Source organism: Streptomyces lateritius (assembly GCF_014649715.1).
Taxonomy (GTDB): Bacteria; Actinomycetota; Actinomycetes; order Streptomycetales; family Streptomycetaceae; genus Streptomyces; species Streptomyces lateritius.
In genome coordinates, this window is the sequence record NZ_BMTO01000002.1 from 315,616 (window position 1) to 342,209 (window position 26,594).

The following is a 26,594-nucleotide window of genomic DNA, read 5'->3' on the forward strand; positions in this document are numbered from 1 at the left end:
ATAACCGGGGTGGGCCGAACGGGATCGGGGCAGGATGGACGCGTACGACGACGCGGGCGGACTCGAGGAGCCCCCGGCCCCCGAACCGGACGCCCCCTCCGGTGCGGGGATCGCCTCGCTCTCGCTCCCGTACCAGGTCGTGGCGGCTGTCGCGCTCGCCGTCGTCGGCGTCCTCGCCTGCGCGCACCTCGCGATGGTCTTCCTGCACGTCGCGCCCTCGAACACGCTGACCAAGCGGCACGGCGAGGCCGTGGACGACTGGGTCTATCCCGAGTTCGAGCAGAACTGGAAGCTCTTCGCCCCCAATCCGCTCCAGCAGAACGTCTCCGTCCAGGTCCGCGCCCAGGTCGCACCCGCCGACGGCTCCCGGCGCACCACGGGCTGGATCGATCTCTCCGCGCAGGACGCCGAAGCGATCCGCGGCAGCCTGGTGCCCAGCCACACCGAGCAGAACGAGCTGCGCCGGGCGTGGGACTTCTATCTGAACTCCCACACCGACGACCATCGGCCCAACGGCCTGCGGGGCACGCTCTCCGAGAGTTACCTACGCCGGATCGTCATGCTGCGCCTGGAGGGGCAGCGCCTCGGCGGCACGGTGGAGCGGATCCAGCTCCGCCAGACGGTTCGGGCGGTGCCCGCCCCGCCGTGGAGCACCGAGCGGACCGACGCCGCCCCTGCCCACCGGGAGCTGCCCTGGTGGCGGGTCGGCCCCGCCGATCTGCCCGGCGCGGCGCAGGAGAACCGTACGGAGGAGGCCCGGTGAACGCACCTTCGGCGAGCCCGGACCCCGGTCGGCACGTCCAGCACGTCCGGCGCGTCCGGCGGGAGGACGGCCGGGAGCCGCTCGACCGGCGGCTCGGCCGGGCCGTCCAGCGGGTCACGGCCTCGGCGCTCGGCCCGTACCAGACCGCGATCGTACGGATCGGCGTCTCACTCACCTGGCTGCTCTTCCTGCTGCGCGAGCTGCCCCACCGTCATGAGCTGTACGGACCCGACGGCCCCTGGTCGTGGGAGATGGGCCGGCAGCTGATCGCCGACAACGACGCGTTCACGGCGCTGATGTGGTCGGACGGCCGGCTCTGGTTCGAGATCGTCTACGCGCTCGCCGTGCTCTCCGCCGCCCTGCTGCTGCTGGGCTGGCGGACGCGTGCCGTGTCGGTGGTCTTCATGGTCGGGGTGCTCTCACTGCAGAATCGCTCCGTCTTCGTGGGCGACGGCGGCGACAACGTCCTCCACCTCCTCGCGATCTACCTGGTCCTGACCCGCTGCGGCCAGGTCTGGTCACTGGACGCCCGCCGGGCCGCCAGGGAAGCCCGCGCCGCGGCGCACGGCGAGGCCCGCGACGAGGCGAACGAGGACGCGCACGGCCTGCCGCCCCGCCGAGACGTCGTCGGCCCGCTGCTGTGGACGGTGCTGGGGGGCTTCCTGCTCGCCGCCACCGCCTTCGCCGATGTGACCGGATCTGTGTGGCTGGTGGTGCTGCTGTGGGTGCTGTGGCTGGGGCAGGCGCTGTGGTGGCTGGTGTGCCGCTTCACCCCGGGCGAGCCGCGCACGCTCCTCGACGTCCTCGCCAACCTCGCCCACAACGGCGCGCTCGTCGTGATGATGGCCGAGGTCTGTCTGATCTACGCCACGGCCGGCTGGTACAAGATCCAGGGTTCGCGCTGGCAGGACGGCACGGCGCTGTACTACCCGCTTCATCTGGACTACTTCACGCCCTGGCCGGCCCTCTCCGACCTGCTCGCATCCAGCGGCGTGATGGTGATGGTGTTGACCTACGGCACCGTGCTGGTCCAGGTCGCCTTCCCGTTCGCCCTCTTCAACCGCAGGGTGAAGAACGTCCTGCTGGTCGCGATGATGCTTGAGCACGCCGGGATCGCCGTGCTCCTCGGGCTGCCGCTGTTCTCGCTCGCCATGATCTCCGCGGACGCGGTGTTCCTGCCGACGGCTTTCCTGGTCTGGCTCGGGGCGCGGGTGGGGCGCGGCCGGGACCGGCTGCTGTCCCGGCTGTTGCCGCGCCGGTACGGGGGGAGGGTGCCGGAGCAGCGTCGTACGGGCGGTGAGAACACCCCCCGTACCCTCGTGGGGTGAGCACCGCAGAAGAGTCCGAGCCGATCCAGTTCGACGAGGGGTACGCCCCCGAGGTCGGTGTGGGGCCGCATCCGCAGCCCTGGCCGGACGGTGAGCGCTACGACCCCGAGCTGCTGGCCGGGGGCGACCGGCGCAACGTCGTCGACCGCTACCGCTACTGGACGCGGGAGGCGATCGTCGCCGACCTGGACACCCGCCGGCACGACTTCCATGTCGCGGTGGAGAACTGGGGCCACGACTTCAACATCGGGTCGGTGGTGCGGACCGCCAACGCCTTCCTGGCCAAGGAGATCCACATCGTGGGCCGGCGGCGCTGGAACCGGCGCGGTGCCATGGTCACCGACCGCTACCAGCATGTGCGCCACCACCCCGACACCGCGTCGCTGACGGCGTGGGCGGCCGCCGAGGAGCTGCCGATCATCGGGATCGACAATCTGCCGGGCGCGGTGCCGCTGGAGCGGACCGTGCTGCCGCGGCGCTGTGTGCTGCTGTTCGGGCAGGAGGGGCCGGGGCTCACCGAGGAGGCGCGCGAGCACGCGGCGATGGTCTGCTCGATCGCCCAGTTCGGCTCGACCCGGTCGATCAACGCGGGCGCCGCGGCCGCGATCGCGATGCACGCTTGGGTGCAGCGGTACGCCGAGGTCGGCGACGGCGCCAAGCCCCTGCAGGGGCAGGGGTCGGGCCGGGGCTGATACGGCGCTGAGGCCTTGGGAGTGCTCGCGGGGGCCCTGAGGGCCCCCGCGAGCGCCCTGGCTCACGCCTGGCGGCGAACCTCCACCACCCGGAAGCGGTTGGCGACGAAGGCGCTGTCGCACAGCGCCGCGTTCGCGGCAGGGTTGCCGCCGGAGCCGTGGAAGTCGGAGAAGGCGGCGGTCTGGTTGACGTAGACCCCGCCCGTCAGGTTCAGCGAGAGCTGGGCCGACTCCTCCAGGCAGACCTCCTCGACGGCGCGCTCGGTGTCGGCCGAGGTCGTGTACGCGCCGACCGTCATCGCGCCCTTCTCCCGGACCGTGCGGCGCAGCAGCTCCAGCGCGTCGGTGGTCGAGTCGACGGAGACGGCGAAGGAGACCGGGCCGAAGCACTCGGAGAGGTACGCGGCCTCGTCGTCCGGCTTGGAGCCGTCGAGCTTCACGATGACGGGCGTACGGACCACGGCGTCCGGGAAGTCCGGGTTGGCGACCTCGCGGGAGGCGAGCGCCACCTCGCCGAGGCCGGCCGCGGCCTCCAGTCGCGCCTTCACATCGGGGTTGACCAAGGCGCCGAGCAGGGCGTTCGCCCGCGCGTCGTCGCCGAGGAGACCGCCGACCGCGGCGGCGAGATCGGTGACCACCTCGTCGTACGACTTGGGTCCCGCGTCCGTGGTGATGCCGTCGCGGGGGATCAGCAGGTTCTGCGGGGTGGTGCACATCTGGCCGCTGTAGAGCGAGAGGGAGAACGCCAGGTTGGACAGCATTCCCTTGTAGTCGTCGGTGGAGTCGACGACCACCGTGTTGACGCCCGCCTTCTCCGTGTAGACCTGCGCCTGGCGGGCGTGGGTCTCCAGCCATTCGCCGAAGGCGGTGGACCCGGTGTAGTCGATGATCCGGATCTCGGGGCGGACGGCCAGGGTCTTGGCGATGCCCTCGCCGGGCCGCTCGACGGCCACCGCGACCAGGTTGGGGTCGAATCCGGCCTCGGCCAGGACCTCGCGGGCGACGCGGACCGTGAGCGCCAGCGGGAGGACGGCACGCGGGTGCGGCTTGACCAGGACCGGGTTGCCGGTGGCCAGGGAGGCGAACAGGCCCGGGTAGCCGTTCCACGTCGGGAAGGTGTTGCAGCCGATCATCAGCGCGATGCCGCGGGCGACCGGCGTGAAGGACTTGGCCAGCTCCAGAGGGTCCCGCTTGCCCTGCGGCTTGGACCAGTCGGCGCTGCCGGGAGTGCGGGTCTGTTCGGCGTACGCGTACGCCACCGCCTCCAGACCGCGGTCCTGGGCGTGCGGGCCGCCGGCCTGGAACGCCATCATGAAGGCCTGGCCGCTGGTGTGCATGACCGCGTGCGCGAACTCGTGCGTACGGGCGGAGATCCGGGCGAGGATCTCCAGGCAGACCAGGGCGCGCACCTCGGCGCCGGCGTCGCGCCAGGCGGCCATGCCGACGCGCATCGCGGGCAGCAGGACGTCGATGTCGGCGTGCGGGTACTCCACGCCGAGGGCGGGGCCATAAGGCGAGATCTCGCCACCGGTCCAGCCGTCCGTGCCGGGCTGGTCCAGTTCGAAGCGCCGGTCGAGGAGCGACTTGTACGCGTCGAGGCCCGCGGCGGCGTCCAGCGAGCCGTTCTCGCCGTAGGCCTTGGGATGCTCGGGGTGCGGCGACCAGTAGGCACGGGTGCGGATGGTGTCGAGAGCCTGGTCGAGTGTGGACCGGTGCTTCTCGGCCAGGGCGTCGGTGGTCAGCTGAGCGGCGGCCATTGCGGGACCAACTCCTCGTCGAGCTGGGCGTGGACGGGCGGACAGAGTTAGAGTAACCGAACGATCGGTCGGGACAAGGGGTTCTGTCGAAGCTGTGGACAACCCATCGGGGAGGATCAGTCGTATGACCGCCAATGTGAGCGACGCCGTACCGGACGCCGCGCCGGGGACCGGAGCCGAGCCCGTCGACCGGAGCCGTACCGTCGCCGTCGTCGGCACGGGGACCATGGGCCAGGGAATCGCCCAGGTCGCCCTGGTCGCCGGACATCCCGTACGCCTCTACGACAGCGCCCCCGGCCGGGCCGAGGCGGCCGTCACCGCGCTCGCCGCCCGCCTGGACCGCCTGGTCGCGAAAGGCCGGATGGACCGGTCGGAGCGCGACGGCGCCGTGGCCCGCCTGCACGCCGCGGCCGAGCCGGCGGAGCTGGCCGACGCCGCCCTCGTCGTCGAGGCGGTCGTCGAGGACCTCGCCGTCAAGCAGCGGCTCTTCGCCGAGCTCGAGAAGATCGTCGGCGACGACACCCTTCTCGCCACCAACACCTCCTCCCTCTCCGTCACCGCCGTCGCGGGCGCGCTGCGGCTGCCCGGCCGGTTCGTGGGGCTGCACTTCTTCAACCCGGCCCCGCTGCTTCCGCTCGTCGAGGTCGTCAGCGGCTTCGCCACGGACCCGGCCGCCGCCACGCGCGCGTACGAGACCGCGAAGAGCTGGGGCAAGACGCCGGTGCGCTGCGCGGACACCCCCGGCTTCATCGTGAACCGCATAGCCAGGCCCTTCTACGCGGAGGCGCTGCGGGTCCACGAGGAGGGTGCGGCCGATCCGGCCACCATCGACGCGGCCCTGCGCGAGTGCGGCGGCTTCCGCATGGGGCCCTTCGAGCTGACCGACCTCATCGGTCAGGACGTGAACGAGGCCGTCACCCGCTCCGTCTGGGAATCCTTCTACCAGGACCCCAGGTTCACCCCGTCCCTCGCCCAGCGGCGCCTGGTGGAATCGGGCCGGCTCGGCCGCAAGTCGGGGCACGGCTGGTTCCCGTACGGGGAGGGCGCGCCGGCCGCCGAGCCGCACACCGCGCCGCCGGCCAGGCCGCCGGCCTCCGTCACGGTCCAGGGCGACCTCTACCAGGCCCGCGAACTGGCACGAGTGATCCAGGAAGCCGGCGTCCCGGTCGACTTCGCGGACGACGCCGTGCCGGGCTATCCCGGCTGGATCGAGCTGCCCAGCGGCACCAGGCTCTTCCTCGCCGACGGCACCGCGGCCGACGACGCCGAGATGCCGGTCATCCACTTCGACCTGGCGCTGGACTTCCGCACCTGCGAGCGGATCGTCCTGGCCCCGGCCTCCACAGTGGCGGACGGCGCACTTGCCGAGGCGATCGGCCTCTTCCAGGCGGCCGGCAAGAAGGTCAGCGTCATCCGTGACGTCCCCGGCATGATCGTCGCCCGGACGGTCGCGATGCTCGCCGACTTCGCGTTCGACGCCGCCACGCGCGCGGTGGCGGAACCCGACGACATCGACACCGCGATGCGGCTCGGCGTGAACTACCCGCGCGGGCCCCTCGCCTGGGGCGAGGAGCTGGGCGCGGGCTGGGTGCTCGAGACGCTCTCGAACCTCCACGAGGAGTACCCGACGGGCCGCTACGCCCCCTCCCAGGCGCTGCGCCGGCGCGTCGCCGCCGAGCACGCCGCGGCAGCCGAGCAGTCCGCCGCCGAGCAGGCCTCGGCGGGCGCGGAGGCCTCGTCATGACCACCGCGAAGCGCGACACGTACACCCCCGAGACGCTGCTCTCCGTCGCCGTGCGGGTCTTCAACGAGCGCGGCTACGACGGCACCTCCATGGAGCACCTCTCCAAGGCGGCGGGGATCTCCAAGTCCTCGATCTACCACCACGTCACGGGCAAGGAGGAGCTGCTGCGGCGCGCCGTCAGCCGCGCCCTCGACGGGCTCTTCGCCATCCTCGACGAGCCGGGCGCCGGGCAGGGACGGGCCATCGAGCGGGTCGAGTACGTGACCCGGCGCACCGTCGAGGTGCTGACGGCGGAGCTGCCGTACGTGACGCTGCTGCTGCGGGTGCGGGGCAACACCGGCACCGAGCGGTGGGCGCTGGACCGGCGCCGGGAGTTCGACCAGAAGGTCGCCGAGCTGCTGAAAGCCGCCGTGGCCGACGGGGACCTGCGGGCCGATGTGGACATCAAGCTGGCCACCCGGTTGCTCTTCGGCATGATCAACTCGCTGGTGGAGTGGTACCGGCCGCACCCCGGCGGCAACGCGGACCGCGAGCAGCTCGCCGACACCGTCGTCCACCTCGCCTTCGACGGGCTGCGCACCGTCCGCTGACGAGCCGGCCCCCGGAGCCGCCTGGCGGAGGAGGGGCCCGCGCGGCGGGCCGGCCGGGTCAGTGGTCCGGATCCAGGTCCGTCTCCTCGAAGACCAGCAGCGTGCGGGTGGAGAGCACCTCGGGGATCGACTGGAGCTTGGTCAGCACCAGCTCGCGCAGCGTCCTGTTGTCCGGCGTGTGGACCAGGAGCAGGACGTCGAAGTCTCCGCTGACGAGTGCGATGTGCGCGGCGCCGGGGAGGGCCTGGAGCTGCTCGCGCACGGTGCGCCAGGAGTTCTGCACGATCTTGAGCGTGATGTACGCCGATGCTCCCTGCCCGGCGCGTTCGTGGTTGACGCGCGCGCTGAAGCCGCGGATCACCCCGTCGTCGATGAGCCGGTTGATCCGCGCGTAGGCGTTCGCCCGCGACACGTGGACCCGCTCGGCGACGGCTCGTATCGAGGCGCGGCCGTCCGTCTGGAGGAGGCGGAGGATGTCGCGGTCGATGGCGTCCAGGGGGCGCACCACCGGCGCCTGGGACGTACCACCGGGCCCGGGGCCGGGCGGTGTGCTCGGGCCGGGGGGCAGGCCCCGCTCCCGGCCCTCGGCCATTTGTTCATCCGCCATGTCCCCCCGCCTCTCTCCCATGGACGACATGCTCCTATCCCAGGCTGTGGAGAACCGATTGTCCACAGGCTGAGGGCGCCTGTAGCCAAAATGCCTCCACGACCGAACAATCGGTAGGTGAGGCGCGCCACATTCGCGCCACCCGCCCTCGGGTCTTATGCCCGCTCCCACGAGGAGGTGGACTCGTTGCAACAGCGCAGTTCGACAGTCCAAGAGCCGCCCGCCGCCACCCCTGCCTACCGGCCCACTCCGCCGCCGGCGTGGAAGCCCCGCACCGACCCGGGCCCGCTGCTGCCCGACGCCGAGCCGTTCCGGGTCCTCGGCACGGACGCCGTGGCCTCCGCCGACCCCGAGCTGCTGCGGCGGCTCTACGCGGAGCTGGTACGCGGCCGTCGGTACAACGCGCAGGCCACCGCCCTGACCAAGCAGGGCCGCCTCGCGGTGTACCCCTCCACCACCGGCCAGGAGGCGAGCGAGGTCGCGGCCGCGCTCGCCCTGGAGGACCGCGACTGGCTGTTCCCCTCGTACCGCGACACCCTCGCCGCCGTCGCCCGTGGCCTCGACCCCGTCCAGGCCCTGACGCTGCTGCGCGGGGACTGGCACACCGGGTACGACCCGCGTGAGCACCGCGTGGCGCCGCTGTCCACCCCGCTCGCCACCCAGCTGCCGCACGCGGTGGGCCTGGCCCACGCCGCCCGGCTCAAGGGCGACGACGTGGTCGCGCTCGCCATGGTCGGCGACGGCGGCACCAGCGAGGGCGACTTCCACGAGGCGCTGAACTTCGCCGCCGTCTGGCAGGCGCCGGTGGTCTTCCTGGTCCAGAACAACGGCTTCGCGATCTCCGTGCCGCTCGCCAAGCAGACCGCGGCCCCCTCCCTGGCCCACAAGGCCGTCGGGTACGGCATGCCGGGCCGGCTCGTCGACGGGAACGACGCCGTCGCCGTCCACCAGGTGCTGACCGAGGCCGTGGCACGGGCGCGACGGGGCGGCGGACCGACGCTGGTCGAGGCCGTCACGTACCGCATCGACGCGCACACCAACGCCGACGACGCCACGCGCTACCGCGGCGACAGCGAGGTCGAGGCGTGGCGGGCACACGACCCGATCCTCCTCCTGGAGCGGGAGATGACCGAGCGCGGAATCCTCGACGAGGACGGGAAGCGGGCGGCGGCCGAGGCCGCGGAGACGATGGCGGCGGCGCTGCGCGAGCGGATGAACGCCGACCCCGTCCTCGACCCGATGGATCTGTTCGCGCACGTCTACGCCGAGCAGACCACCCAGCTGCGCGAGCAGGCGGCGCAGCTGCGTGCCGAACTCGACGCCGAGAGCGAGGCGTGATGACGACCGCGCAGAAGACGGCGGACAAGGCCTCGGCCAAGCCCGCCACCATGGCCCAGGCCCTGCAGCGGGCCATGCGCGACGCCATGGCCGAGGACCCGACCGTCCATGTGATGGGCGAGGACGTCGGCACGCTGGGCGGTGTCTTCCGGGTGACGGACGGCCTGGCGAAGGAGTTCGGCGAGGACCGCTGCACGGACACGCCGCTGGCCGAGGCCGGCATTCTCGGCACGGCCGTCGGCATGGCGATGTACGGGCTGCGTCCGGTCGTCGAGATGCAGTTCGACGCGTTCGCCTACCCGGCGTTCGAGCAGCTGATCAGCCATGTGTCGCGGATGCGGAACCGCACCCGCGGCGCGATGCCGATGCCGCTGGTGGTCCGCGTGCCGTACGGCGGCGGGATCGGCGGCGTCGAGCACCACAGCGACTCCTCCGAGGCGTACTACATGGCGACTCCGGGGCTCCATGTCGTCACCCCGGCCACGGTCGAGGACGCCTACGGTCTGCTGCGGGCGGCGATCGCCTCCGACGACCCGGTCGTCTTCCTGGAGCCCAAGAGGCTGTACTGGTCGAAGGCCGACTGGTCGCCCGAGGCGCCCGCGCCGGTGGAGCCGATCGGCAAGGCCGTGGTGCGGCGCAGCGGAAGCAGCGCCACGCTGATCACGTACGGGCCGTCCCTGCCGGTCTGTCTGGAGGCGGCCGAGGCCGCCCGGGCGGAGGGCTGGAACCTGGAGGTGGTCGACCTGCGCTCGCTGGTGCCGTTCGACGACGAGACGGTCTGCGCGTCGGTGCGGCGCACCGGGCGGGCGGTCGTCGTGCACGAGTCGGCCGGCTTCGGCGGCCCGGGCGGCGAGATCGCCGCGCGGGTGACCGAGCGCTGCTTCCACCACCTGGAGGCGCCGGTGCTCCGGGTCGCCGGATTCGACATCCCGTACCCGCCGCCGATGCTGGAGCGGCACCATCTGCCGGGCGTGGACCGGATCCTCGACGCGGTGGCGCGGCTGCAGTGGGAGGCGGGGAGCTGATGGCCCAGGTGCTCGAGTTCAAGCTGCCGGACCTCGGGGAGGGGCTGACCGAGGCGGAGATCGTGCGGTGGCTGGTGAACGTCGGCGATGTCGTCGCCATCGACCAGCCGGTCGTCGAGGTCGAGACCGCCAAGGCGATGGTCGAGGTGCCCTGCCCCTACGGGGGCGTGGTGACCGCCCGCTTCGGCGACGAGGGGACCGAACTTCCCGTCGGCGCACCGCTGCTGACGGTCGCGGTGGGAGGAACGGAGGCGCCGGCGACAGGCGCCCCGGGCGCCTCGGCCGCGAAGCCCGCTTCCTCGGAGTCGCCGGTGCCGGCGGAGTCGGCGGTGTCGTCGGAGTACTCCGGCAATGTGCTCGTCGGGTACGGCACGGCCGGCCCCGCGGCGCGACGCCGCCGGGTGCGCCGTGACGACCCGGTGCTGACCGGTACGCCGTCGGGCGCCCCGGCCGGATCGGCGCAGGTGGTCGCCACCGCCCCGCGCACCGCCGCGCCCACCGCCGGTCACCAGGGGCCCGTGCCGGTGATCTCGCCGCTCGTGCGGAAGCTGGCCCGCGAGAAGGGGCTGGATCTGCGCGAGGTGCGGGGATCGGGTCCGGACGGGCTGATCCTGCGGGCCGACGTGGAACGGGCCGTGACCGCAGCCGGGACGGCTGCCGCACCCGCGGCACCCGCGTCCGTGCCGGTGTCCGCGAACGGGTCGGCGCCCGGCCGGGTGTCGACGTCCGCGCCGGTGGCCGCGGGTGCCGGTGAGCGGATTCCCCTCAGGGGAGTCCGCGGCGCCGTGGCCGACAAGCTGTCGCGCAGCCGTACGGAGATCCCGGACGCGACCTGCTGGGTGGACGCCGACGCGACCGAGCTCATGGCGGCACGGACCGCGATGAACGCCGCAGGCGGGCCGAAGATCTCGCTGCTCGCGCTGCTCGCCCGGATCTGCGTCCATGCGCTCTCCCGCCACCCGGAGCTCAACTCCACAGTGGACATGGCCGCCCGGGAGATCGTTCGGCTGCCGTCCATGCACCTCGGGTTCGCGGCCCAGACCGAGCGTGGTCTGGTCGTCCCGGTGGTCCGGGACGCGGGGACGCGGACGGCGGAGTCGCTGACCGAGGAGTTCGCGCGGCTGACCGAGGCGGCGCGGCAGGGGACGCTGACCCCGGCGGACCTGACGGGCGGGACGTTCACGCTGAACAACTACGGGGTGTTCGGGGTCGACGGCTCCACGCCGATCATCAACCACCCCGAGGCGGCGATGCTCGGAGTCGGCCGGATCATCCCCAAGCCATGGGTCCACCAGGGCGAACTGGCCGTCCGCCAGGTCGTCCAGCTGTCGCTGACCTTCGACCACCGGGTCTGCGACGGCGGCACGGCCGGCGGCTTCCTCCGCTATGTCGCGGACTGCGTCGAGCACCCCGCGGTCCTGCTGCGCACCCTCTGACAGCGTGCCGGGGGCCGGGCGGCCCCCGGCACGCCGCACGGGCCGCAGCCCCGGCACCCGTCTCCGTCCTTGAGACAGTGGCCGGTCCTCCGGGCCGGAGCGGGCGGAGGCGGACCATACTGCTGGGATGACGACCGCGTATGACGCCATCGTGCTGGCCGGAGGTGCCGCCGGCCGGCTCGGCGGGGTGGACAAACCCGCCGTGCGGGTCGGGGGCCGGGCCCTGCTCGACCGGGTGCTCGCCGCCTGCCGGGGGGCCGGGCGCACCGTGGTCGTCGGCGGGCGCCGGGAGACCGTACGACCCGTGGTCTGGGCCAGGGAGCAGCCGCCCGGGCAAGGGCCCCTGGCGGCGCTCGACGCGGGGCTGTGCCGGGTCGAGGCCGGCACCGTGCTCGCCCTCTCCGCCGATCTGCCGTTCCTCGACGAGGGGACCTGCCGACAGCTCCTCGACGCACTGGGCGGGGCCCCCCATTCCGAGGCCGCGCTCCTGGTGGACGCCGGCGGACGGGACCAGCCGCTGGTCGCCGCCTACCGCACCGAGGCGCTCCGGCGTGAGCTCGCTCTCATCACCTCCGCGCACGGCACCCTTTCCGGCCTGCCGCTGCGTCTGCTCACCCAGGAGCTCCGCGTCATCCGGATCACCGCGGCGCCCCTGGCCTCCTTCGACTGCGACACCTGGGAGGACATCGCAGCGGCCCGGACCCGGATCAGGGAGCATGGGAACGTGCTGGACGAATGGATCACCGCAGTCAAGGACGAACTGGGCATCGAGATCGACGTCGACACCGGCGTGTTGCTCGATCTGGCCCGGGACGCCGCCCACGGCGTAGCCCGCCCCGCCGCACCGCTGACCACGTTCCTGGTCGGCTACGCGGCGGGCAGGGCCGGAGCCGACGGGGGCCCGGAGGCGGTCGCCGAGGCGGCCCGCAAGGCCGCCGCGCTCGCCAACCGCTGGGCCGCCGAGACGGACCAGGGCAAGCAGGACGACGCCGGATGACCCACCCTCAGCAGCGCGCCGCGGGGAAGGTCATCCGACCCGTCACCGGCTCGGGACCGGTCGCCGGCGCCGAGACGGGCGCCGAGCCCGGCGCCACATCCGGCGCAGAGCCCGAGAGCGATGGCGTCGACGAGGCGCTCGCCCTCGTCGCGCCGCGCACCCTCGCACACCGGACCGCCTCGCCGCGCAGCGCGCCGCCCGGGACCGCCTCGGTCCGCGCCGAGGATTCCCCTGCCGGGGTGCCCCGCGCCAAGACGGAACGCCACCGCGCCACCCCCTGGCCCGACGCCCGGGACGTCGCCACCCGCGCCGGAGCCCACACCGGCCCCGCCCACCCGGGCCCGGGCCACCCCACCACCGGCCCCTCCGGCCCCGCTCGCCCCGGCTCCAGTCCCGACCACCGCGATCCCGAGCGCCCCCGTCGCCACGCGACCCCTCTCGGGCAGGCCCTCGGCCACGTCCTCGCCGAGCCGCTCCGCGCGCTCACCGATCTCCCGTCCTTCGACACCTCGGCCATGGACGGCTGGGCGGTCGCGGGCCCCGGCCCCTGGGCGATCCGCGACGAGGGAGCCGTCCTCGCCGGGCACGCTTCCGCCACCGCGCTGGAGGACGGGACGGCCGTGCGGATCGCCACCGGCGCCCGCGTTCCGCCCGAGACCACCGCGGTCGTCCGCAGCGAGCACTCCCGAACCGACGCCGGCGGTCATCTGCACGCCCGGCGCGAGGTCGTGCCCGGCCAGGACATCCGTCCCCGGGGCCAGGAGTGCCGGTCCGGAGACCAGCTGCTGCCCGCCGGAACCCCGGTGACTCCGGCCGTCCTCGGCCTCGCCGCGGCCGCCGGTTACGACGAGCTGCCCACGCTGCCCCGCCCCCGGGTGGAGATCCTGGTCCTCGGCGACGAGCTTCTGACGGCCGGACTCCCCCACGACGGGCTGATCCGCGATGCTCTCGGCCCCATGCTCGGCCCCTGGCTGAACACGCTCGGCGCCGACGTCCTCGCCACCCGCCGGATCGGTGACGACGCCGACGCCCTGCGGGCCGCCGTCATCGGGTCCCCGGCGGATCTGGTGATCACCACCGGAGGTACGGCGGCCGGCCCCGTCGACCACGTCCACCCCGTGCTCGCCCAGGCCGGAGCCGCGCTCCTGGTCGACGGGGTGAAGGTCCGCCCCGGCCACCCGATGCTGCTCGCCCGCCTCGAAGGCGGCCGGCACCTGGTCGGGCTGCCCGGCAACCCCCTCGCCGCGATCTCCGGGCTGCTCACCCTCGCCGAGCCGCTGCTGCGCGCCCTCGCGGGAGCCCCGGCCTCCACCCCGTACCGCGCAGCCGTACGGGACGAGGTGCACGGTCATCCGCACGACACCCGGCTGGTCCCCGTCGTCCACCGGGGCGATCAGGTCGTCCCCCTGCACTACAACGGTCCGGCGATGCTCCGCGGTATCGCCGCGGCGGACGGCATGGCCGTGGTCCCGCCCGGCGGCGCGCGCCCCGGTGACGTGCTGGAGATCCTCGACCTGCCCTGGCCGGTGTCGCCGGCCCCGGGCGCGGCACAAGGAGCATGTTTCACGTGAAACTTCCCAGTCGTGACGTCATGGCCCGTCACGTGGACGAGAAGGTCTCCCCCTCCCGGGTGCACCTTCCCCGCCAGATCGTCGAGAAGCCGCTGTGGCAGGTCGGCAAGCGCCTGTTGATGGCGCTGGGGGTGCTGGCCCTCACGACCCTCATCGTCTACCTGGACCGCGACGGCTACCACGACAACGCCAACGGCACCCTCGACTTCCTCGACTGCGCCTACTACGCGACGGTGACCCTCTCCACCACGGGCTACGGCGACATCGTCCCGCACAGCGACTCGGCGAGGCTCGTCAACATCCTGCTGGTCACGCCGTTGCGCGTGTTGTTCCTGATCATCCTGGTCGGCACCACTCTCGAGGTCCTCACTGAAAGGACCCGGGAGGAGTGGCGGCTGAACCGCTGGAGGTCCACCTTGCGCGACCACACCGTCATCGTCGGCTTCGGTACCAAGGGCCGTTCCGCGATCCAGACCCTCTGCGCGACGGGGCTGCGCAAGGAGCAGATCGTGATCGTCGATCCCTCCAGCAAGGTGATCGACACCGCCAACGCCGACGGGTTCGTCGGCGTGGTCGGCGACGCGACGCGCAGTGATGTCCTGCTCCGTGCCGAGGTGCAGAAGGCCCGTCAGATCGTCATCGCGACCCAGCGCGACGACACGGCCGTCCTGGTCACCCTGACCGCCCGCCAGCTCAACCGGGGCGCGAAGATCGTCGCCGCGGTCCGTGAGGAGGAGAACGCGCCGCTGCTGCGCCAGTCCGGTGCGGACGCCGTCATCACCAGCGCCAGCGCCGCCGGACGGCTGCTCGGACTCTCCGTGCTCAGCCCCAGCGCCGGCACGGTCATGGAGGACCTGATCCAGCAGGGCTCGGGCCTCGACCTGGTGGAACGGCCGGTGATAAAGGCCGAGGTGGGCAAGAACGTGCGGGAGACCGACGACCTGGTGGTGAGCGTCCTGCGCGGGCACCGGCTGCTCGGTTACGACGACCCGGCCGCCAGTCCGCTGCAGTTGACGGACCGTGTGATCACGATCGTGCGCGCGGCGCCCGTCCCGCCGCTGACGACTCCGCCCGAGTAGCCTCGCCGCCATGCATGCGATCACGATTCCGGAACCAGGTGGACCCGAAGCCCTCGTCTGGGCCGAGGTGCCCGATCCCGTGCCCGCCGAGGGCGAGGTCGTCGTCGAGGTGGTGGCCAGCGCCGTCAACCGTGCCGACCTGCTCCAGCGCCAGGGCTTCTACGATCCCCCGCCCGGCACCTCTCCGTACCCCGGCCTCGAATGTTCGGGGCGGATCGCCGCGCTCGGTCCGGGGGTGTCGGGCTGGTCCGTCGGCGACGAGGTGTGCGCGCTGCTGGTCGGCGGCGGTTACGCGGAGAAGGTCGCCGTGCCCGTCGGGCAGCTGCTTCCCGTGCCGGACGGAGTCGACCTCGTCACGGCCGCGGCGCTGCCGGAGGCCACCAGCACGGTCTGGTCGAACGTGTTCATGATCGCTCACCTGCGGCCGGGCGAGACGCTGCTGGTGCACGGCGGCGCGAGTGGCATCGGCACGATGGCGATCCAACTCGCCAAGGCGGTCGGCGCCCGGGTCGCGGTCACCGCGGGCAGCCCCGAGAAGCTCGCGCGGTGCGCCGAGCTCGGCGCGGACATCCTGATCGACTACCGCGAGCAGGACTTCGTCGAGGAGCTGCGCAAGGCGACGGACGGCGCCGGCGCGGACGTCATCCTCGACATCGTCGGCGCGAAGTACCTGGACCGCAATGTGAAGGCCCTCGCGGTCAACGGGCGCCTGGCGATCATCGGCATGCAGGGCGGGGTGAAGGGCGAGTTGAACATCGGCGCGCTGTTCGCCAAGCGCGGCGCGATCACGGCGACCACCCTGCGGGCCCGCCCGCTGCACGAGAAGACGGCCATCGTCGCCGCCGTACGCGAGCACGTGTGGCCGCTGGTCGGCGCGGGCACGGTCCGCCCGGTCGTCCACCGTACGGTGCCTATGCCGCGCGCGGCCGAGGCGCACCGGGCGGTGGACTCCGGCGACCACGTCGGCAAGGTCCTCCTGCTCGCGCCGCAGCGCTGACCGGTCGACCCGACCCCGCAACGCGTGAGGGCCCGGCACACGGTGTGTGCCGGGCCCTCACGCATGCCGCGTACAGCGACGGACCTTACAGGTGACGGACCTACAGGTACGGGCCCGAGCGGACCGCGTGTCCGGGGCCCTGCTCGTCGTCATCGTCGTGGGACGCTCCCGGCGGGAGCGCCCGGCGCATCTGCTCCAACTGGGCGCGGGCCGCCATCTGCTGGGCGAACAGCGCCGTCTGGATGCCGTGGAAGAGGCCCTCGAGCCAGCCGACCAACTGCGCCTGGGCGATGCGCAGTTCCGCCTCGGAGGGGATCGCCTCGTCCGTGAACGGCAGGGAGAGACGCTCCAGTTCCTCGACCAGCTCGGGGGCGAGCCCGTCCTCCAGCTCCTTCACGGAGCTGGCGTGGATGTCCTTGAGTCTGACCCGGCTCGCCTCGTCGAGAGGAGCCGCCCGTACTTCTTCCAGGAGCTGCTTGATCATGCTGCCGATGCGCATGACCTTCGCAGGCTGCTCGACCATTTCCGTCACCGGGACCTCGCGGGATTCGTCGTCACCCTGAGTGCCGCCGAGCGCCATTCCGTCCTGTCCCACGATGAGGACCTGGGGGCTCTCCTGCGACCGTTCATTCCTCGGCATCTCCATGCCGCCATTCTCTCGCACACGTGCGTCACCTCACGGTGTGCCCCTGGTGGAGCGTGATCCACCCTCCTCCAGGGGCACGACAAGGCAACGAATCCGGTCAGATCGCGGCGCGGCGGGCCACGGCGCCGCGCGAGCGCGTCACCAGGGCGGCGAGCAGCGCGGCACCCAGCGGTACGAGCACCAGGAGCGCCGCGAGCGTCTCCCAGGGGACGACGATCGGCACGTACGGCGGGGACGACATGGCGCCCCAGCCCTCGTCCAGGCTCTCCTCGTAGAAGCGCAGCCGCTCGCGTTCCTCGGTCAGCCGCAGCCCGATCGCCGGCAGCACCCCGGCCGCTGATCCGAGGATCACCCCCATCGCGGCCACCACCCCGCACTGGAAACCGCTGAGCGTGCGGCGCACCCGCGGCGGCGCCCCGACGGCGGAGAGCGTCTTGAGGTCGGCCTCGGCGTCGGCCTGGGCGAGCCCGGTGGCGATGCCGGCGGCGCCGATGGTGACCAGACCGGCGAAGACGGTCAGCACGAGGAGCACGATGCTGCTCTCCCCGACGAACCCCTCCTCCAGGTGGAAATCGACGTCGCTGCCGAGCTTGGCGATCTCGCCGTCCAGCTTCTGGCGCTGCTCGGCGGTGGGCATCCGTTCGGTGGAGTAGAACGAGCCGAGCGGCACCGTGGAGAGACCGGCGGCCTTGGCCGCGGCCGGGGTGATCAGCGCCTGCACGCCGTACGAGTTCGGGTCGCCGGACACCTGATGGGCCGGGAGGGCGGTGAGGGTGCCCGGAGCCGGCTTGCCTTCCTGCTCGGCCTTCAGGGCCTTCTCCGTGTCGGTGATCACCTTGACGGTGACCTTGCCGTTCCGGTCGAGCTGGGCCTTGGAGAAGGAGACGACCTTGCCTTCGGCCAGGGCCTTCTCCGCGCCCGCGTCCTCGATCCCGAGGACCTTCAGGAGCTTCGCGTCGCCGACGAGCAGTCCGCCGTCGCCGTGGAAGCCGCCGCTGTGCTCCTGGCAGCGCCAGTCCTCGGCGAGCTTGCGCCGCTCCTCCTTGGAGAACTTCTCCGAGGGGTCCTCGCCGCGGTCGGAGCGGGCCCAGAGCGGGCACTCGTTGGCCGGGGGGATGACGATCTCGTAGCGGCCGCAGCCGGCGCCCTCGCCGTAGGGCGAGCAGCCGGGCTTGCCGACCGAGACGCGGTTCACGTCCGCCCGGGTGTCGATGGGAAACAGGCGCTGGACGGCCTCGCGGACCGCGGGGACGTCCCGCCCGCCGTCCTCGACGACGAGGGCGGAGACCGCGCCGTGCGGGAGCCGCGCCGTGTACTCGGCCGCCTGCTGGGCGTCGTCGCTCGCCGCGTACGTGGAGACGGCGACGGTTCCGGCGACGGCGGCGAGCACCGCGGCGACGGCGGGTGCCGTACGGCCCCGGTTGCGCACGGCGTCGCGCAGCGCGAGCCGCGGAGAGAGCGGCAGCCAGCGGCCGGTGCGGCCGAAGAGGCCGACGAGCGCGGGGGTCATGGCGACCACACCCAGCTCGGCGATGGCGCTGCCGCCCGCGACGATGACGAACTGGTCGGAGACGAGCGATCCGTAGAGCGCGATCGCGCCGCCCAGGAGCAGGGCGCCCAGGCCGACCAGCGGCAGCACGCGACTGCTGCGGCGGACACCGCGACGGCCGGTGAGCGAGGCCAGGACGGTCTGACGGGAGGAGGTGATGGCCGGGACGATCGCGGCCAGCAGGCCGGTCAGCACGGCGAGCAGCGCGATGGCGAGCAGTTCCAGGGGGCGGATGTCGAAGTGGCCGAACCGCTGCCCCATGGCGTCCTCGAGGAGCGGTTGGAGGGCGAAGGTCAGGATCAGCGCGAGCACGGTGCCGGTGACGGCCGCGGCGACGCCGATGACGAGTCCGCCGCTGAGCACGATGGCGCGGATGTGGCTCCGGCTGCCGCCGTTGGCGCCGACGAGCCCCAGCTGGCGGCGTGAGCGGCGGGCGCCGACGGCGAACGCGGGCCCGGCCAGCAGGCAGATCTCCAGCATGGCGAGGCCGACGACGGTGCCGAGAGCGGCCAGTTCCGCGGCCTGGGCGCCCGCGCTGGTCTCGAAATTGGCCCAACCGTCCTTCTGGTAGAGCGGGACCTCGGAGTCGGCGGGCGGATCCAGGAGGACGGCACGCGAGGTGACCGCCACACCCTTGGTGTTGATCTGCTGGACCATGTTCCACGTGAAACCACCGGGCGTCTTCACCAGATACGTGGTGGAGACGCCGGGCGCGGTCAGCCCGGCCTTCTCGACGGCCTTCGCGTACGGGGCGAGGAAGGCTCCCGGCAGGGCGTTGACCTGATCGGTCTTCAGGTCGTTGGGAAGCTCGTAGGAGCCCACGATCCGGTACGTGGTGTCGGAGCCGCGCGGGGAGAGGGCGGAGCCGACCTTCAGCCCGCTGGTCTCCAGGAAGTGCGAGGTGGCGGCGACCTCGTCCGCCTTCTCCGGGAAGCGGCCGTCCAGGAGCGTCAGGATGCCCCGGGCGACCGGGTCGGCGGCCTTGAGCTCACGGACCTCGGTCTGGAGCAGGCCGTGGGCGGTGGTGAGCTTGGCGCTTCCGGAGCTGTCGGTCAGGACGACGGCGCCGGCCGGGAAGGTCTTGGTGACATCGGTCGGGCCGCTGGGCCAGACCTTGTCCCCGTAGTCCTTCGCCGGGGTGTGCATCTCGCCGTCGGGCGTCTGGAGGATCGGGACACCAGCCACGGCGGCGTCGTTGAAGCGGGCGTCGGCGGCGCCGATCATCCGGTCGAGACTCTCCGAGGCGGAGAGCTCGGAGCTGCGCAGGGTCAGGTCGACGGCGCTGACGCCCAGGATGGGCAGGGCGATCATGGCGAGGACCAGGAAGCTGCGGCCCTTGTAGCGCCAGGCGTCGCGGCGGGCGATGCGGACCGCGGCGCGCCAGGAGTGGAACCAGTTCTTCACCGTTCGGCCGCCTGGCCGGACAGGAGCGAGTCGGCTTCGCTGCGTGCGGTCTGGTCGACGACGGCACCGTCCCGGAGGAAGACGACGCGGTCGGCCCAGGCGGCGAAGCGCGGCTCGTGGGTGACCAGGACGCCGGCGGCGCCCGCGTCGCAGCGGCTGCGCAGCAGGGCGAGGACGGACTCGCCGGTCTCGGAGTCCAGGGCGCCGGTGGGCTCGTCGGCCAGGACGAGGCGCCGGTCGCCGACGAGGGCGCGGGCGATGGCGACCCGCTGCTGCTGGCCTCCCGACATCTCGTCGGGGAAGCGGTCGGCGAGATGGCCGAGGTCCATTTCCTGCAGGGCGGCGAGGGCCTCGCCGCGTGCCTTGCGTGCGGAGGTCCCGTCCAGCTCCCGGGGGAGGGCGACGTTCTCGGCGGCCGTCAGGGCGGGGATGAGGTTGTAGTCCTGGAAGACGTAACCGATGCTGCGGCGGCGCAGGGCGGCGAGGGCCTTGCGGTCGGCGGTGGTGATGTCGGTGTTCTCGACGATCACCCGGCCGGAGGTGGGGGTGTCCAGGCCGCCCGCGATGGTGAGCAGGGTGGACTTGCCGGAGCCGGAGGGGCCCATGACGGCGACGAGTTCCCCGGGGAACACGTCGAGGTCTATGCCGCGCAGGGCATGCACCTCCGTGGCGCCGGAGCCGTGGACGCGGGTCAGGTTCTGCAGTCGCAGCACGGGCTGCTGTGTGGACATGGAGGGGTCCCCCTAAGGCGTACGCCGGCGGACGTCCGGGTGCCGGACGGCCACCGCGTACGGAGCGGTTGAGAGGTGGTACGGGACATGGGGTGGGCGAGGTGCGGGCCTGCGGGCGTGCTGGGCGCGCGGGGCCCGGCCGGGCGCCCGGTTCCAGGGCCGGGCCCAGGCCGGGGCACGGGCCGCGGGGTCAGTGCAGCGGTGTCGGGCCCACGGTCTGGACCGGGGCGGCGGCGGTCGGGGCCGGCCGGTTCTCGCCCACCGCTGTGGAGAGCCGGATCAGCCGGGACTCGCAGTGGTCGAGCCAGCGGGCCTCGGCCTCGGTCTGGAAGATCAGCTGCTCCAGGACGAGGAGCCACGCCACGTCGTCGCGTTCCCGGGACGGGCCGCTCTCGAGGGCGGCGAGCGCCTGGACCTTGAGCCGGGTGTAGTCCTGCATCGCCTTCACGGTGTGGTGGCGCTGCGACTGGATGACGGCGCGGATGTCGACGCCGGGTGCCCCGACGGCCATGGCGAGCTTGATGGCGAGCTCGTCACGGGCGGGGCTGGTGCGGTCGACGGGCTTCTCGAACCAGCTCCTCAGTTCCTCCCGGCCGCTGTCGGTGATCGAGTAGAGGGCGTGGCCCGCCTCGTCCTCGCCGTCCTGCGTGACCATGCCGTCCCGTTCGAGACGGCTGAGGGTCGTGTAGACCTGGCCGACGTTGAGGGGCCAGGTGGAGCCTGTGCGGGACTCGAACTCCGTACGGAGCTGCGAGCCGTAGCGCGGCCCGCGTTCGAGGAGGGCCAGAAGCCCGTGGCGGATCGACATACTCAGTATGTATACCGAGTATGCCCACGCGGACAAGCGACCTCGGGGGGATGCCGAGGGTCCGTCTCAAGGGGGACGGAAGGGGGTCGTCCGGGGGACGCCGGCGCTCAGTGGCGGCGCATCCGGACACCGAGGAAGCCGATGCCGAGCCCCATCATCGCGAGCCCCGCGCCCAGGGTCAGGACGGGAATCTGCCGGTCAGCGAGGGTGCCGGTGGCCCCGGTGATGGTCCCAGGGGCGGCGGCGGGCGCGCTCGCGGCGGGGGACTCGAAGGGCGGGACCTCCCCCTCGGGTACCGCTTCGAGGGCCTCGTCCGGTGCCTCCCACTCCTCGGGGGGCGGGTCGGCTGTTGCAGTTTTGGTACGTGAGGGGCTCGACGCCTGGGGGCTGCTCGGGTCGCCCGGCCCGGGCGACGAGGGCGGGCGGCCGGGTCGCTCGCGCCCCTCCCCGGCCGGACGCCCGGCCAGTGATCCGGCAGGGCCGGGGCCGGGAGACTCGCTCGCGTTCGCGGAGGCCGGTACGGAACTCGTCGCCGAGACCGGTCCGGACGGCGCCGAAGGCGCGACCGTTCGCGAAGGGCCGGGCGGGCCAGGCGGGCCCGGCAAGCCAGGCGAGCCAGGCGGGCCGGACGGAGGGGGAGGGGCAAGAGGGCCGGAGGGCCCGGCGTGGGGGCTCGCGCCGGGCGAGCGCGGGCGATGCGAGCCGTGGGAGCCGTCCGAGCCGTGGGAGCCGTGGGAGCCGTGGGGGTCGTCCGAGCCGTATGAGCCGTATGAGCCGTCCGGCGACGGGCCCGCAGCCGTTCCCGACGCCGTTCCCGGCCCATGCGACGTGGTCTCCCCCGGAACCTTCCCCCGTGTTCTCCACGAACCAGAGGCGTGCGGCGAGGTCTTCGCGGGCGCCGGCGCCGTCCCGGGCGCCTTCGAAGGAGTCTTCGAAAGGGCCTTCGTCGAGACCGAGGGGTGAGGCGCCGGCCCCCTCTCGGTCCCGTACGCCGTCGGCACGACACCCATCACCAGCCCGCACACGAGCGCCGGGCCGAGGGCCCGCGTCCGCGCGCGGCGGAGTCCTGGAACCACCGGGACCGCCTCCCGTACCGAGCCGCCGAGATCTGCGCTTCAGCGTCACATGTCGGGGCATATCCGGCATCCCGGCGCCTGCGCACGAATGACGGACACCCCGGGACCCAGCGGCTCGGGCCCCGCCGCCCCGGCCCCCGGGCCCGGCGGCGACGCGGCCCTCTACTGCGGCGGGTTGCCCGTCGAGATCTCCAGCGTGAACTCGGCGTTCTCCGCCGTCGCGTCCTCACCGGCCGGCGGGTACTGGCTGAGGACCGTGCCCTCGCCGTACGTGGCCTCGTCCACCGGCGTCTGGGTCATGATCTTCCAGCCCGCGGCCTGGACACAGGCCTTCACCGACTGGATGTTCTTGTAGGTGAAGTTCGGGATCTCGAACTTCGCCGGGTCGTCTCTCGACTCCTTCGGCTCCGTGCACTTCTTCGGGTCGATCGTCTTGGTCAGATCGGGACCCTTGTGACCCGGCGCCGCCGTCTGGCTCTGGCTCGGGTCGTCACCGTCCGCATTGGTGTTCGGGTCCTCCTTGATGGAGAGCGCCGTGATGACACCACCGATGGCGACCAGCGCCACGACGATCGCGCCCACGATCACCGGCATGTTCCGGCGTGACCCGCCGGCACCACCGCTCACGGGCGACGACGGCTGCGGCGACATCGTGTACGGACCCGGGGTGGGCGTCTGGTACATCGGAGCCGGCGTCGGGGCCTGCTGCGGATATCCGTAGGAAGGCGTGGGGGCCGGCGTCGCGGGTCCGTACGGGCCCGGCTGGGGCGTGTGCGGCTGGTACGGCTGCTGGACACCGTGCGTCTGGGGCGGCGGCGTCTGCCCGACCGGCGGGAAGACCGCCGAACCGACTCCGGAACCGCTGCTGACCGGACCGCCCGCCACGATCACCGGAGCGCTCGTCTGGCCGGCCGACAGCACTCGCAGGCACTCGTCCCGCATCGCCGCCGCGCTCGGGAACCGCTCGTTCGGGTTCTTCTTCAGCGCGCGGCCGACGAGCGCGTCCATCGCCGGCGTCACCGAGCGGTTGACGGAGGACGGCGCGACCGGCTCCTCCTGCACGTGGGCGTACGCGATGGCGAGCGGCGAGTCCGCGTCGAAGGGCAGCCGGCCCGTGAGGAGCTGGAAGAGCATGATGCCGACCGAGTACAGGTCGGAGCGGGCGTCCACCGCACGCCCGAGGGCCTGCTCGGGGGAGAGGTACTGCGGGGTGCCGACGACCATGCCGGTCTGCGTCATGGAGGTGACACCGGACTGCATGGCGCGCGCGATGCCGAAGTCCATGACCTTGACCACGCCGCGCTTGGTCATCATCACGTTGCCGGGCTTGATGTCCCGGTGGACGAGGCCCATTTCGTGGCTGGTCTCGAGCGCGGCGAGCACGTCGGCCGTCACCTTGAGCGCCTTGTCCGCCGGCATCGCGCCGTACTGCCGTACGTCCGAGGCCAGGACCGAGCCGAGCGGCTGGCCCTCGACGTACTCCATGACGATGTACGGCATGACGGCGCCGTCGAGGGTGTCCTCGCCGGTGTCGAAGACCGAGACGATGTTGGTGTGCGACAGCTTCGCGACCGCCTGTGCCTCACGCCGGAACCGCTCGCGGAACGACTGTTCCCTGCCGAGCTCCGTGTGCAGCGTCTTGATGGCGACCTGTCGGTCGAGCGCGCTGTCGTAGGCCAGGTAGACGGAGGCCATACCGCCCTCGCCGAGCAGGTCGCGAAGCTGGTACCGGCCGCCCGCGACCGAACCGCCCGCATAGCGGCCCTGTGCGCCGTCCTGGCTCATTCGTGCTTCCCCCTACGCGCGCGTGGCGGCGCTGATCCGGAATTTCCTGGCCAAGTCTGCCCGAGGGCACCGACACGTCAAGCCGGGTGCCCGTTCCGTGACCCTCCGCACAAGAAGCGTCTCGCAAGCGTTACAGGAATGGGCCCGAATTTGCACAGGCGTACGCGGAGGCGGTTGGATGGCCGGTCCATCTCGGACCGTGTTGCCGGACGGAGCCTGTAGCGTGACGGCGGTACGGGAAGACACGCGGAACAGATGACGGCGAGGACTGATGGCACCCGAATCCGAGGCAGGCGGCGGTGTGTCGGGCGCTGCTGCGGAGTCCTGGGGCGTTGGCGGAGTGGTCGGTGACGGCCGCTACCGGCTGACCCACCGTCTGGGACGCGGCGGCATGGCCGAGGTGTTCGCCGCCGAGGACGTACGTCTCGGCCGCACCGTGGCCGTCAAGCTGCTCCGCTCCGACCTCGCCGAGGACCCGGTCTCCAAGGCCCGCTTCACGCGCGAGGCGCAGTCGGTCGCCGGACTCAACCACCATGCCATCGTGGCGGTGTACGACTCCGGCGAGGACGTGGTGGGCAGCCAGTCCGTCCCGTACATCGTGATGGAGCTGGTCGAGGGCCGCACCATCCGCGACCTGCTGATCAGCGCCGAGGCGCCGGGCCCGGAGCAGGCCCTGATCATCGTCTCGGGCGTCCTCGAAGCGCTCGCGTACTCGCACCAGCACGGCATCGTGCACCGTGACATCAAGCCCGCGAACGTCATCATCACGGACGGCGGCGCGGTGAAGGTCATGGACTTCGGCATCGCCCGCGCCCTGCACGGCGCGCAGTCGACGATGACTCAGACCGGCATGGTCATGGGCACGCCGCAGTACCTCTCCCCCGAGCAGGCCCTCGGCAAGGCCGTCGACCACCGCTCCGACCTGTACGCCACGGGCTGCCTGCTCTACGAACTGCTCGCGTCGCGCCCCCCGTTCACGGGCGAGACCCCGCTCTCGGTGGTCTACCAGCACGTCCAGGACGCGCCGATCCCGCCGTCGGACGTGGCCCAGGCGGCGCCGCCGGAGCTCGACGGTCTGGTCATGCGGTCGCTCGCGAAGGACCCGGACGACCGGTTCCAGAGCGCGGAGGAGATGCGCGGGCTGATCCAGTACGGCCTGCAGATGCTCCAGCAGCAGGGCGGCCACACGGGCACGTGGAACACCGGGCCGGTGGAGCTCCACGAGGGCGGCCACACACCGGTCGGGGGCGTCGCCGCGACGGCCGCGCTCGGCCACCCGATGCACCACGAGACCGCGCAGCGCCCGATCCTGCCGCCGGTGAACGCCGACGACGGCGGCTACGACGGCGGCGGGCACGGCGGTTACGGTCCGGACGGCGGCTACGGCTCCCAGGGCCGCAGGGGCGGCCGCGGCAAGATGCTGCTGTTCGTGGCGCTCGCGCTGATCGCGATCATGGCGGGTGTGGTGTACGCGCTGGACAAGGCCGGGGAGAAGGGCGGCGGTAGGACGACGCCGCCGACGGTCTCCAACTCGCCCTCCAAGACGCAGGACTCGCCCACCCCGACGCCGACGCCCTCGCAGGAGACGAGTGAGCCGGCCACGTCCACGGGCGGCAACCAGCAGCCCTGGACCCCGCCGTACACGCCGTCGTACGAACCGTCGACCCCGAGCACGCCGACGGACACCCCGTCGTCGCCGTCGACGGACCCGTCCGACGGCGGGACGGACACCGAGGGGACGACGGAGGGGACCGAGGGCACCACGGAGGGCAACACCACCGAGGGGACCACGGAAGGCAGCACCCAGGGCACCACGGAGGGCAACACCAACACGGGTACGTCGGCGGGCAACTCGAACACCGGCACGACGACCGGCAACACCAACACGGGTACGACGACCGGGGTGGGCGACGGCGGGACCACTCCCTGACCGGGAGCCGGACCGCTCACCCCGCGAAGGCGTCGCGCACCGCCTCGTACTCGCGGGTCCACCACACCGCCAGGGCCGACGCCGCAGGAAACTGCGGGTCGGCCCTTCGGTCGTGGAGCTGGTAGCGCCAGCGCAGTATCCAGAAGTCGTTGAGGCGCTCCCACCACACCCGGTGCACCGCCGCGGCGAGTTCGGCGGCGTCCGCACCCGCCGCCCGCCGGTACGCCCGCGCGTAGGCCCGCACCTTCCCCAGCGCCAGTTCGCCCGCCGGCCGTACGAAGAAGATGGCGGCGGCCCTGACGGCCTCCTCGGCCCGGGGCTGGACGCCCAGGCGGTCCCAGTCGAGGATCGCGGCCGGCTCCGCGCCCCGGTAGAGCAGGTTCAGCGGGTGGAAGTCGCCGTGCACCCAGCCGGCCGCGGCGGCGGGCGGGGGGCGGCGGTGGGCGTGCTCGGCGAGGAGGACCCGGCGTTCGAGCAGCCGGTGCTCGGCGAGCTCGTCGAAGCAGGTGCGGGGCCGGCGGGCCCGGGCGAGGGGGAGCAGCTCGTCGATGACCCGGAAGGTGTCCTCGGGGCGGGCGCTCTCGTACTCCTCGCCGGGCGGCGTGCGCTCCATGACCTGCTCCAGGCAGGTGTGGACGTGTCCGAGGAGGGTGCCCAGGCGCCGGGAGCCGCCGGTGGAGAGCTGGGCGCCGTCACGGTGGCGGCCGTCGATCCAGGGGTGCAGGGCGTAGCAGCGGGCGC

General features: G+C 72.9%; 21 protein-coding genes. 13 read left to right on the forward strand and 8 right to left on the reverse strand.

Annotated features, from left to right (window positions below):
* The first annotated feature begins 34 nt into the window (after positions 1 to 34).
* The 3 genes from IE136_RS04805 to IE136_RS04815 are packed head-to-tail and all read left to right on the forward strand — an operon-like array spanning position 35 to position 2,783.
* Positions 35 to 763, forward strand: a complete 729-nt coding sequence (locus tag IE136_RS04805) for a DUF5819 family protein (protein ID WP_158988493.1) — start codon at positions 35 to 37, stop codon at positions 761 to 763.
* Positions 760 to 2,091: an HTTM domain-containing protein gene (locus IE136_RS04810; RefSeq protein WP_229818633.1), complete on the forward strand. Its 1,332-nt coding sequence runs from the start codon at positions 760 to 762 to the stop codon at positions 2,089 to 2,091. Before IE136_RS04805 ends, IE136_RS04810 begins: the two co-directional genes overlap by 4 nt.
* Positions 2,088 to 2,783, forward strand: coding sequence for a TrmH family RNA methyltransferase (locus IE136_RS04815; protein WP_189599589.1), 696 nt, complete (start codon positions 2,088 to 2,090; stop codon positions 2,781 to 2,783). The genes IE136_RS04810 and IE136_RS04815 overlap by 4 nt, the downstream gene beginning before the upstream one ends.
* A gap of 62 nt (positions 2,784 to 2,845) precedes the next feature.
* Here IE136_RS04815 and paaN read toward each other — a convergent pair whose 3' ends face one another.
* Positions 2,846 to 4,540, reverse strand: coding sequence for a phenylacetic acid degradation protein PaaN (gene paaN / locus IE136_RS04820; protein ID WP_189599591.1), 1,695 nt, complete (start codon positions 4,538 to 4,540; stop codon positions 2,846 to 2,848).
* Positions 4,541 to 4,664: 124 nt separating this feature from the next.
* Between paaN and IE136_RS04825 the strand changes: the two genes are divergently transcribed.
* Both IE136_RS04825 and IE136_RS04830 read left to right on the forward strand, forming a co-directional pair.
* Positions 4,665 to 6,284, forward strand: coding sequence for a 3-hydroxyacyl-CoA dehydrogenase (locus tag IE136_RS04825; RefSeq protein WP_189599593.1), 1,620 nt, complete (start codon positions 4,665 to 4,667; stop codon positions 6,282 to 6,284).
* Complete coding sequence (locus IE136_RS04830; protein ID WP_158988489.1) at positions 6,281 to 6,874, forward strand: TetR/AcrR family transcriptional regulator; 594 nt, start codon at positions 6,281 to 6,283, stop codon at positions 6,872 to 6,874. Before IE136_RS04825 ends, IE136_RS04830 begins: the two co-directional genes overlap by 4 nt.
* A 58-nt stretch (positions 6,875 to 6,932) precedes the next feature.
* Here IE136_RS04830 and IE136_RS04835 read toward each other — a convergent pair whose 3' ends face one another.
* A complete protein-coding gene (locus tag IE136_RS04835) occupies positions 6,933 to 7,481 on the reverse strand; it encodes an Lrp/AsnC family transcriptional regulator (protein WP_158988488.1) in 549 nt (182 codons plus the stop codon).
* A gap of 177 nt (positions 7,482 to 7,658) precedes the next feature.
* Between IE136_RS04835 and pdhA the strand changes: the two genes are divergently transcribed.
* The 7 genes from pdhA (at position 7,659) to IE136_RS04870 (ending at position 15,924) form a co-directional block, all read left to right on the forward strand.
* Positions 7,659 to 8,819 (forward strand): pyruvate dehydrogenase (acetyl-transferring) E1 component subunit alpha, encoded by a 1,161-nt coding sequence (gene pdhA / locus IE136_RS04840; RefSeq protein WP_158988487.1) that lies wholly within the window; start codon positions 7,659 to 7,661, stop codon positions 8,817 to 8,819.
* Entirely contained in the window at positions 8,819 to 9,844 is a 1,026-nt protein-coding gene (locus tag IE136_RS04845) for an alpha-ketoacid dehydrogenase subunit beta (RefSeq protein WP_189599595.1), read from the forward strand. The genes pdhA and IE136_RS04845 overlap by 1 nt, the downstream gene beginning before the upstream one ends.
* On the forward strand, positions 9,844 to 11,280 hold the full coding sequence (locus IE136_RS04850; RefSeq protein WP_189599597.1) for a dihydrolipoamide acetyltransferase family protein: 1,437 nt from the start codon (positions 9,844 to 9,846) through the stop codon (positions 11,278 to 11,280). The genes IE136_RS04845 and IE136_RS04850 overlap by 1 nt, the downstream gene beginning before the upstream one ends.
* Positions 11,281 to 11,407: 127 nt before the next feature.
* Positions 11,408 to 12,277: a DUF6457 domain-containing protein gene (locus IE136_RS04855; protein ID WP_158988484.1), complete on the forward strand. Its 870-nt coding sequence runs from the start codon at positions 11,408 to 11,410 to the stop codon at positions 12,275 to 12,277.
* On the forward strand, positions 12,274 to 13,848 hold the full coding sequence (locus IE136_RS04860; protein ID WP_189599599.1) for a molybdopterin molybdotransferase MoeA: 1,575 nt from the start codon (positions 12,274 to 12,276) through the stop codon (positions 13,846 to 13,848). The genes IE136_RS04855 and IE136_RS04860 overlap by 4 nt, the downstream gene beginning before the upstream one ends.
* Positions 13,836 to 14,927 (forward strand): potassium channel family protein, encoded by a 1,092-nt coding sequence (locus IE136_RS04865; RefSeq protein WP_189599601.1) that lies wholly within the window; start codon positions 13,836 to 13,838, stop codon positions 14,925 to 14,927. Before IE136_RS04860 ends, IE136_RS04865 begins: the two co-directional genes overlap by 13 nt.
* A 10-nt stretch (positions 14,928 to 14,937) precedes the next feature.
* Positions 14,938 to 15,924 carry an NAD(P)H-quinone oxidoreductase gene (locus IE136_RS04870; protein WP_189599603.1) on the forward strand — a complete coding sequence of 329 codons (987 nt, stop codon included), beginning with the start codon at positions 14,938 to 14,940 and terminating at the stop codon, positions 15,922 to 15,924.
* 100 nt (positions 15,925 to 16,024) lie between these two features.
* On the opposite strand, the gene IE136_RS04875 is transcribed toward IE136_RS04870, so the two are convergent.
* The 5 genes from IE136_RS04875 to IE136_RS04895 form a co-directional block, all read right to left on the reverse strand.
* Positions 16,025 to 16,570: a bacterial proteasome activator family protein gene (locus IE136_RS04875; RefSeq protein ID WP_158988480.1), complete on the reverse strand. Its 546-nt coding sequence runs from the start codon at positions 16,568 to 16,570 to the stop codon at positions 16,025 to 16,027.
* 97 nt (positions 16,571 to 16,667) lie between these two features.
* Positions 16,668 to 19,523 carry an FtsX-like permease family protein gene (locus IE136_RS04880; protein ID WP_158988479.1) on the reverse strand — a complete coding sequence of 952 codons (2,856 nt, stop codon included), beginning with the start codon at positions 19,521 to 19,523 and terminating at the stop codon, positions 16,668 to 16,670.
* Positions 19,520 to 20,254: an ABC transporter ATP-binding protein gene (locus IE136_RS04885; RefSeq protein WP_158988478.1), complete on the reverse strand. Its 735-nt coding sequence runs from the start codon at positions 20,252 to 20,254 to the stop codon at positions 19,520 to 19,522. The genes IE136_RS04880 and IE136_RS04885 overlap by 4 nt, the downstream gene beginning before the upstream one ends.
* 190 nt (positions 20,255 to 20,444) lie before the next feature.
* Entirely contained in the window at positions 20,445 to 21,062 is a 618-nt protein-coding gene (locus tag IE136_RS04890; protein ID WP_229818634.1) for a PadR family transcriptional regulator, read from the reverse strand.
* 1,238 nt (positions 21,063 to 22,300) lie between these two features.
* Positions 22,301 to 23,923: a protein kinase domain-containing protein gene (locus tag IE136_RS04895; protein ID WP_189599605.1), complete on the reverse strand. Its 1,623-nt coding sequence runs from the start codon at positions 23,921 to 23,923 to the stop codon at positions 22,301 to 22,303.
* Positions 23,924 to 24,194: 271 nt separating this feature from the next.
* Between IE136_RS04895 and IE136_RS04900 the strand changes: the two genes are divergently transcribed.
* Positions 24,195 to 25,853, forward strand: a complete 1,659-nt coding sequence (locus tag IE136_RS04900) for a protein kinase domain-containing protein (protein WP_158988476.1) — start codon at positions 24,195 to 24,197, stop codon at positions 25,851 to 25,853.
* Positions 25,854 to 25,869: 16 nt separating this feature from the next.
* Here IE136_RS04900 and IE136_RS04905 read toward each other — a convergent pair.
* On the reverse strand, positions 25,870 to 26,594 hold a 725-nt coding region (locus tag IE136_RS04905; protein ID WP_189599606.1), incomplete at its 5' end, for a phosphotransferase.